The sequence below is a fragment of the Streptomyces sp. UNOB3_S3 genome (assembly GCF_020740895.1).
In the GTDB taxonomy this organism is placed as follows: Bacteria; Actinomycetota; Actinomycetes; order Streptomycetales; family Streptomycetaceae; genus Streptomyces.
The window spans coordinates 1-7,078 of the sequence record NZ_JAILXP010000362.1 but is presented as its reverse complement, the minus strand read 5'-3'; the positions used below and the strand labels follow the sequence as shown (position 1 = coordinate 7,078).

Genomic DNA, 7,078 nt, shown 5'->3' with positions numbered 1-7,078 from the left:
CGGGGGCTCCGCCCCCGGACCCCCGATCAGCCCAGCGGGGGTTCGAGGGGGCGGCAGCCCCCTCGGAAACGGTGAAAGGGCGGGACCGGGGCCTCCTCCTCCCCCCACGGCAACCTGCCACCGAAAGGAAGTCACGTGGACACGCAGAGCCCGATACTGCGGGAGCTGGCCGCGGCGGCCGGCGAGCCCGGCACCGTTGACGCCTTCTGGAAGCGCGTCGCGGCGCACGGCACCCCCCTCGTCGAACCCGACCCCGAAGGGAACGACGCCTGGCGCCTCGTCACCTTCCTCTGGCGCGACGACCCCGCCGACCCCGCCGCCCACGTCCTCGCCCTGCTCCACACCGTCACCGACAAGGACCGGCACGCCCGCGACCTCGCCCCTCACCTCATGGCGAGGGTGCCCGGCACCGATGTGTGGGCGATCAGTCACCGGCTGCGGGCGGATCACCGGGCCTCGTACCAGTTCTCCGTGCACCGCGGCTCCCGCGAGGACGCCCTGCGCACCGACCGGCGCAGCTGGCTGCGCGTGCTGGACGAGGCGCTGCCCGATCCGCTGGCCGCGGGGCCCTCGCTCGCGGCCCGTGACGGCCGCAACCCGTCCTCCGTGCTGGAGCTGCCCGACGCGCCGGCCCAGGCGTGGGCCGCTGCCCGCGCCGCCGCGGCGCGCGGCGCCCGTGTCGCCGCGGAGGCCGACGGGCGGCGTGTGAGCGTGCATCTCCCCGCCGGGCACGCACCGGACGACGGCCCGTACTCCGTCGCCGTGCTGCTGGACGGCGAGATGTGGGGCCCGGTGCTGGACTTCGGGGCGACGCTGGACAATCTCCACCATGACGGCCGGATCCCCCCGACCGTGACCCTGATGGTGGAGACCATGGGCCGCGACCGGCGGATGGCCGACCTCAGCTGCAGCGAGGAGTTCGTCGACTGGCTGGCGGACGTGCTGCTGCCGTGGGCGGCGCGGGAGTACGGGGTGACGGGCGACCCGGCCCGTACGGTCGTCGCGGGGCAGAGCGCGGGCGGCCTTACGGCAGCGTTCGCCTCCTTCCGTCGACCGGACCGGTTCGGGAACGCGCTGTCGCAGTCGGGCTCCTTCTGGTGGCCGGACGGGACCGAGTTCGACGGCGGCAGCGAGTGGCTGACCCGGCAGTTCGCGACGCGCGAGAAGCTGCCCGTCCGCTTCCATCTGGAGGTGGGCCTCCAGGAGTGGATGCTCCTCCCGCAGAACCGCCACCTGCGCGACGTGCTCCAGGCGCGCGGCTACGACGTGGACTACCGCGAGTTCAACGGCGGCCACGACTACGCCTGCTGGCGCGGCGGCCTCGCCGACGGCCTCGTGGGGCTACTGGGAAGGTAGAGCAGCGAGCAACGAGAAAGCCCCCCACGCGCGGCGTGTGGGGGGCTTCTTCGGTGTCAGGCCGCCGCCGGCAGTCCCTCGTCCTGCGGCTCGTCGTCGAAGGGCGGGGGCGCCGGGGCCTCCTTGGGCATCCGCAGCGCGCACAGCGTGCCGAGCGCGACGAGGCCCGCGGTGACCGCGATGGCGGCCCGGTACGGGGCCGGGTCCGCCTCATGGGTGCCGGAGCCGCCCCAGGCGGAGATCACCGCGGCGACGGCCGCGATGCCGAGCGCGCCGCCGAGGGTGCGCACGATGGTGAACAGGCCCATGGCCTGGCCCATGGCCGGGGGCGGCACGTCCGCGAACCCGGCGATCTGCACGGTGAGCACGGCCGTCCCCAGCACCAGGCCCACGCAGAACATCAGCGCCCGCACGGCCCACGCGTTCTCGGCCACGCCCGGCACGGCCAGCGCGCCGAAGACCGCCGTCGCCAGCAGCAGGGCGGGCACGGCGAGCCACCGGGGCCCGAGGCGGGGCATCAGCCGGTCGGCCACCTGGGAGGCCAGCATCAGCCCGAGCGCCTCCGGGAAGACGCTCAGCCCGGCGTCCAGGGCCGAGGCGCCCAGCGCGGCCTGGTAGAGCAGCGGGAACGCGAAGAGCACGCCCATCAGCCCGGCCGAGGTGACCAGCGCGAGGACCGTGGCGGACGCGAACACCTTGTCGGCGAGCAGCCGCAGTTCCAGCAGGGGCGTGCGCGCCCTGAGCAGGTGGACGCAACCCGAGGCCAGCAGCACGAGCCCGAGCACGCCGGAGACCAGGACCGGCGGCGTGGTCCAGCCGTGCGCGGGGCCGAAGCCCAGCGCGTAGGTGAGCAGGCCCAGCGCGGGGGTCGCCAGCAGGAAGCCCGTCAGGTCGAAGCCCTCGGATCCTTCCGTGTGCTCCGTCAGCCCCAGCACGCCGAGGAGCACGGCGGCCGCGCCGATCGGCACGTTCACGAAGAACAGCCAGTGCCAGGACAGGTGCTCGGTCAGGAAGCCGCCGAGCGGCGGGCCGAGCGCGGGCATCAGCGCGGTCGGCACGATGAGCACCTTGGACAGCTTCATCCGCTCGTGCGGCGGGAAGGCCCGGAAGAGCAGGGTCATGCCGACGGGCGTCAGCAGCCCGCCCGCGATGCCCTGGACGACGCGCGCGAGGACCAGCGTCGGCAGGTCCTGGGCCAGTCCGCAGACCGCGGAGGCCGCCGTGAAGACGGCCAGCGCGCCGAGGAAGACCTTCTTGGTGCCGAAGCGGTCGCCGAGCCAGCCCGCGACGGGCAGGGCCACGGCGAGCGCGACGAGGAAGGCCACCTCGACGGTGTTGGCCGCCGACACCGGTTCGCCGAAGTCCCGGGCGATGGTGAGCAGCGCCGGGTTGACGATGGTGGAGTCGAGCCCGTTCATGCACATCGCCGCCGTGTAGACGACCACGACGGCGATGCGCGGAGGGAGCCCCCTCACCGGGCGGAGACCGGGGTCAGATCGGTCCAGTTCTCGGTGATCCAGTCGGTGGCCGACTGCCGGGCGCAGGGCCCGTGGACGGTCGTCCAGCCCTCGGGCACGCCGGCGAAGCCCGGCCAGAGGCTGTGCTGCCCCTCGGCGTTGACGAGGACGAGAAACTCTCCGTCGCCGTCGAAGGGGTTGGCGGGTGCGTCGCTCATGGGGTCAGTTCTCCAGGTTCTGAAGGCGGTCGGCGATGACGCTCGCGATGTGCGCGATCGGTTCGGGCAGGGTCATGTCCTTGTGCGAGCAGGCGACATTGGTGTTGTCGATCCGCCCGGTCACATAGGGGGTCCAGGTGTCGGGGGTGAGGGTGTCGTCGATGGTGTCGACGGTGGCCCGGAAGAAGAGCACGTCGCCCTTGAAGACGCGGTGGTCGAAGGCGCGCACCAGGTGGTTGGTGTTGAGGTAGGTGCGGTTGAGGGCGTCGAAGGTGGCGTCGTCGAGGCTGGCCAGCGGGGAGCCCTCGCGGCGCAGCACCTCGATGACGTTCTCCAGCTCCAGCGGCCTGCCCTCCAGGCTGTCGGGGCCGTGGCCGCCCATGGTGAGCAGCGCCTCCAGGGCCTCGGCCTGGTCGGGCACGGGCAGCTCGCGGAAGCCCTCGGCGGGGTAGGCGTCGAGGATGGCGAGCAGTTCGACCTCCGCGCCGAGGTCCTGGAGCCGGGTGGCCATGGCCTGGGCGATGATGCCGCCGGTGGACCAGCCCATCAGCCGGTACGGGCCCTCCGGCCGCACCTCGCGGAGCCGGTCGACGTAGTGGGCGGCCAGCTCCTCCAGGGTGGCGGGCAGCGGCTCGGCGGCCGTGGCGGGGCCGACGCCCTGGGCCTGGAGGCCGTAGATCGGCACGTCGGCGGGGAGGTGGCGGATGAGTCCGGCGTAGCACCAGCTCAGGCCGCCGGCGGGGTGGACGCAGTACAGCGGTGCCTTGTCGCCGTCCTTCGCCGGGCGCAGGGGCAGCAGGACGTCCAGGGCGTCGGTGGTCCCGGCCTCGGTATCGAGGGCGGCGGCCAGCGCGGCCGGGGTCGGGGCCTGGAAGACCGTGCCGATGCCGGTGTCCGTGCCGAGGGCCTCCTTGACCCGTCCGGCGAGGCGCACGGCGAGCAGCGAATGGCCGCCCAGGTCGAAGAAGTTGTCGTCCACGCCGACCCGGGGAAGGCCCAGGACGTCGGCGAAGATCGCGCAGAGCTGTTCCTCGCGGGGGCCGCGCGGGGCGCGTCCCTCGGTGACGGCGGTGGCGAGGTCGGGGGCCGGGAGGGCCTTGCGGTCGAGCTTGCCGTTGGCGGTCAGCGGCAGCCGGTCGAGGAGGACGACGGCGGAGGGGACCATATGGCCGGGGAGTTCGCCGCGGGTGTGGTCGCGGAGCTCGGCCGGGGTGAGAGCGCGGGTGGGGACGGCGTAGGCGACGAGGCGCTTGTCGCCGGGGGTGTCCTCGCGGACGACGACGGCCGCGTCGGCGACGGCGGGGTGGTCGGCGAGGACGGCCTCGATCTCGCCGAGCTCGATGCGGAAGCCGCGGATCTTCACCTGGTGGTCGGCGCGGCCGAAGTACTCGAGGGTGCCGTCGGGGCGGCGGCGGGCGAGGTCGCCGGAGCGGTACATCCGGCTGCCGGACTCGCCGAAGAGATGGGCGAAGGGGTCGGCGACGAATCGTTCCGCCGTGAGGGCGTGCCGGCCGAGGTAGCCCCGGGCCAGGCCCTCGCCCGCGACGTACATCTCGCCGGTGACGCCGGGCGGCACGGGCTGGAGGTACGGGTCGAGGACGTAGACGCGCAGGTCGGGGATGTTGACGCCGATGGTGCTGGAGGTGCCGGCGGCGGCGCTCGCCCGGTCGAGGGCCATGTACGAGACGTGCACGGTGGTCTCGGTGATGCCGTACATGTTGACGAGCGTCGGCGCGTCGTCGGCGTGGCGGGCGTACCAGTCGTCGAGGCGGCCGAGTTCGAGGGCCTCGCCGCCGAAGACGACATACCGCAGGGCCAGTTCGTGGCCGGGGTTCGTACCCTTGTCCCTTTGGGAGTCCGCGGCCATCAGCTGGTAGAAGGCGGACGGCGTCTGGTTGAGGACGGTCACGCCCTCGTCGGCGAGCAGGCCGAGGAAGGCGGCCGGGTCGCGGCTGACGAGGTGGGGGACGACGACGAGCCGGCCGCCGTGCAGCAGCGCGCCCCACATCTCCCAGACGGAGAAGTCGAAGGCGTAGGAGTGGAAGAGGGTCCACACGTCGTTCTCGTCAAAGCCGAACCAGTGGTCGGTGGCGGAGAACAGCCGGGTGACGTTGTGGTGGGTGACGGGGACGCCCTTGGGGCGGCCGGTGGAGCCCGAGGTGTAGATGACGTAGGCGGCGTCGCCGGGGCGCTGGGCGCGGGTGCGGTCGGCGTCGGTGAGGTCGGCGGTCGCGTACGCGTCGGCGTCGGTGCCGTCGACGAGGACGACCGGCAGGTCGTGCGCCGGGATCCGGGCGGCGGTCGCGGTGTCGGTGACGACGGCGGCCGGGGCGGCGTCGGCGAGCATGTAGGCGAGCCGGTCGGCCGGGTAGTCCGGGTCCATGGGGAGGTAGGCGGCGCCGCACTTGGCGGCGGCCAGCAGACCGGTGACGAGCTCCAGGGAGCGCGGCAGGGCGAGGGCGACGATGGCGCCGGGGCCGATGCCGCGTCCGGCGAGCAGCCGGGCCAGGCGGTTGGCGCGGGCGGACAGCTCGGCGTAGGTGAGGGACGCGCCGTCGCAGGTCGCGGCCGTACGGCCGGGGTGGCGGCGGGCGGCGTCCTCGTACAGCTCGACGAGGGTGCGCCGCTCGGGGACGCTCGTGTCCTCGCCCGCGTTCCACTCGACGAGGGAGCGGTGCAGCTCCGCCTCGTCGAGGAGCGCCAGGCGGCCGACGGGGGTGTCGGGGTCGGTCGCGGCGGCGGTGAGCAGCCGGGTGAGGTGGGCGGAGAGACGTTCCGCCGTGGCGGTGTCGAAGAGGTCGGTGCGGAACTCCAGGAAGCCGGATATGCCGCCGCCGGGCCGCTCGCCGGCGTTGAGGGTGAGATCGAACTTCGCGGTGCCGGTGGGCATCGCGGTCATCCGCGCGGCGAGGTCCGGTCCCATGGCGAAGGCGGCGTCGGGCATCGACTGCCAGGCGAGCATCACCTGGAAGAGGGGGTGGCGGGCCAGCGAGCGGGGCGGGTTGAGCTCCTCGACGAGCCGGTCGAAGGGCAGGTCGGCATGCTCGTGGGCGGCCAGCGTGGTGGTGCGGACGCGCTCCAGGAGGGCGCGGAAGGTGGGGTCGCCGGAGGTGTCGGTGCGCAGGACGAGGGTGTTGACGAAGAAGCCGACGAGGTCGGCGGTGGTGTCGTCGTCGCGTCCGGCGACGGGGGTGCCCAGCGGGATGTCGGTGCCGCAGCCGTAGCGCGTGAGGAGGGCGGCGAGGGCGGCCTGGACGGCCATGAAGACGCTCGTGCCGCTCGCGCGGGTGAGCGCGGCGAGCGCCGCGTGGGCCTCGGGGCCGAGCTCGAAGGGCACGGTGGCGCCCGCGGTGGAGGCGATGGCGGGGCGCGGCCGGTCGGTGGGGAGTTCGAGCTGGTCGGGCAGGCCGGCGAGGGCCGCCTTCCAGTGGTCGAGCATGCGGACGGCGGCGGGGGTCGGCGCGTCGGCGGTGCCGAGGAGCCGCTGCTGCCAGGCCGTGTGGTCGGTGTACTGGACGGTCAGGGGGGCCGCGCCGGGGGCCCGGCCGGCCGCGCGGGCGGTGTAGGCGGCGGCGAGGTCGCGGGCGAGGGGGGTGGTGGAGGCGCCGTCGCCGGCGATGTGGTGGAGCAGGAGCAGCAGGGTGTGCCGCTCGCCGCCGTCCGAGAAGAGGGTGACGCGCAGCGGGAGTTCTTCTGCCAGGTCGAAGGAGTGGCGCACGGCCTCGGCGAGGTCGGCGTCGAGCGGTGCGACGCGCAGCTCGGGGCGGGCCTGCTCGGGGGTGAGGATCAGCTGGTGGGGCTCGTTGTCGAGGGCCGGGTAGAGGGTGCGCAGCGTCTCGTGGCGCTCGGCGAGGTCGGCGAGGGCGAGGCGCAGCGCGTCCTGGTCGACGGGGCCGGTGAGGGTGAGCAGCAGCGGGATGTTGTAGGTGGGGCTGGGGCCTTCGAGGCGGTACATGAACCACAGCCGCTTCTGGGCCGGGGAGAGCGGCATCCGCTCGGTGCGCGGTACGGGCACGAGGGTGGGCCGGTCCGGGTCGGCGTCCCGGT

4 protein-coding genes are annotated in these 7,078 nt (G+C 74.1%); 1 reads left to right on the top strand and 3 read right to left on the bottom strand.

The features are described 5' to 3' along the window. Positions 1 to 135: 135 nt before the first annotated feature. Positions 136 to 1,356 (top strand): enterochelin esterase, encoded by a 1,221-nt coding sequence (fes, locus tag K6I33_RS28815; RefSeq protein WP_229357473.1) that lies wholly within the window; start codon positions 136 to 138, stop codon positions 1,354 to 1,356. Positions 1,357 to 1,412: 56 nt separating this feature from the next. On the opposite strand, the gene K6I33_RS28810 is transcribed toward fes, so the two are convergent. From K6I33_RS28810 to K6I33_RS28800, 3 genes are all read right to left on the bottom strand, one after another. Then, entirely contained in the window at positions 1,413 to 2,780 is a 1,368-nt protein-coding gene (locus tag K6I33_RS28810; RefSeq protein ID WP_229357474.1) for a DHA2 family efflux MFS transporter permease subunit, read from the bottom strand. Between the two features lie 47 nt (positions 2,781 to 2,827). Then, entirely contained in the window at positions 2,828 to 3,031 is a 204-nt protein-coding gene (locus K6I33_RS28805) for an MbtH family protein (RefSeq protein ID WP_229357472.1), read from the bottom strand. A gap of 4 nt (positions 3,032 to 3,035) precedes the next feature. Then, on the bottom strand, positions 3,036 to 7,078 hold a 4,043-nt coding region (locus K6I33_RS28800; RefSeq protein ID WP_229357471.1), incomplete at its 5' end, for an amino acid adenylation domain-containing protein.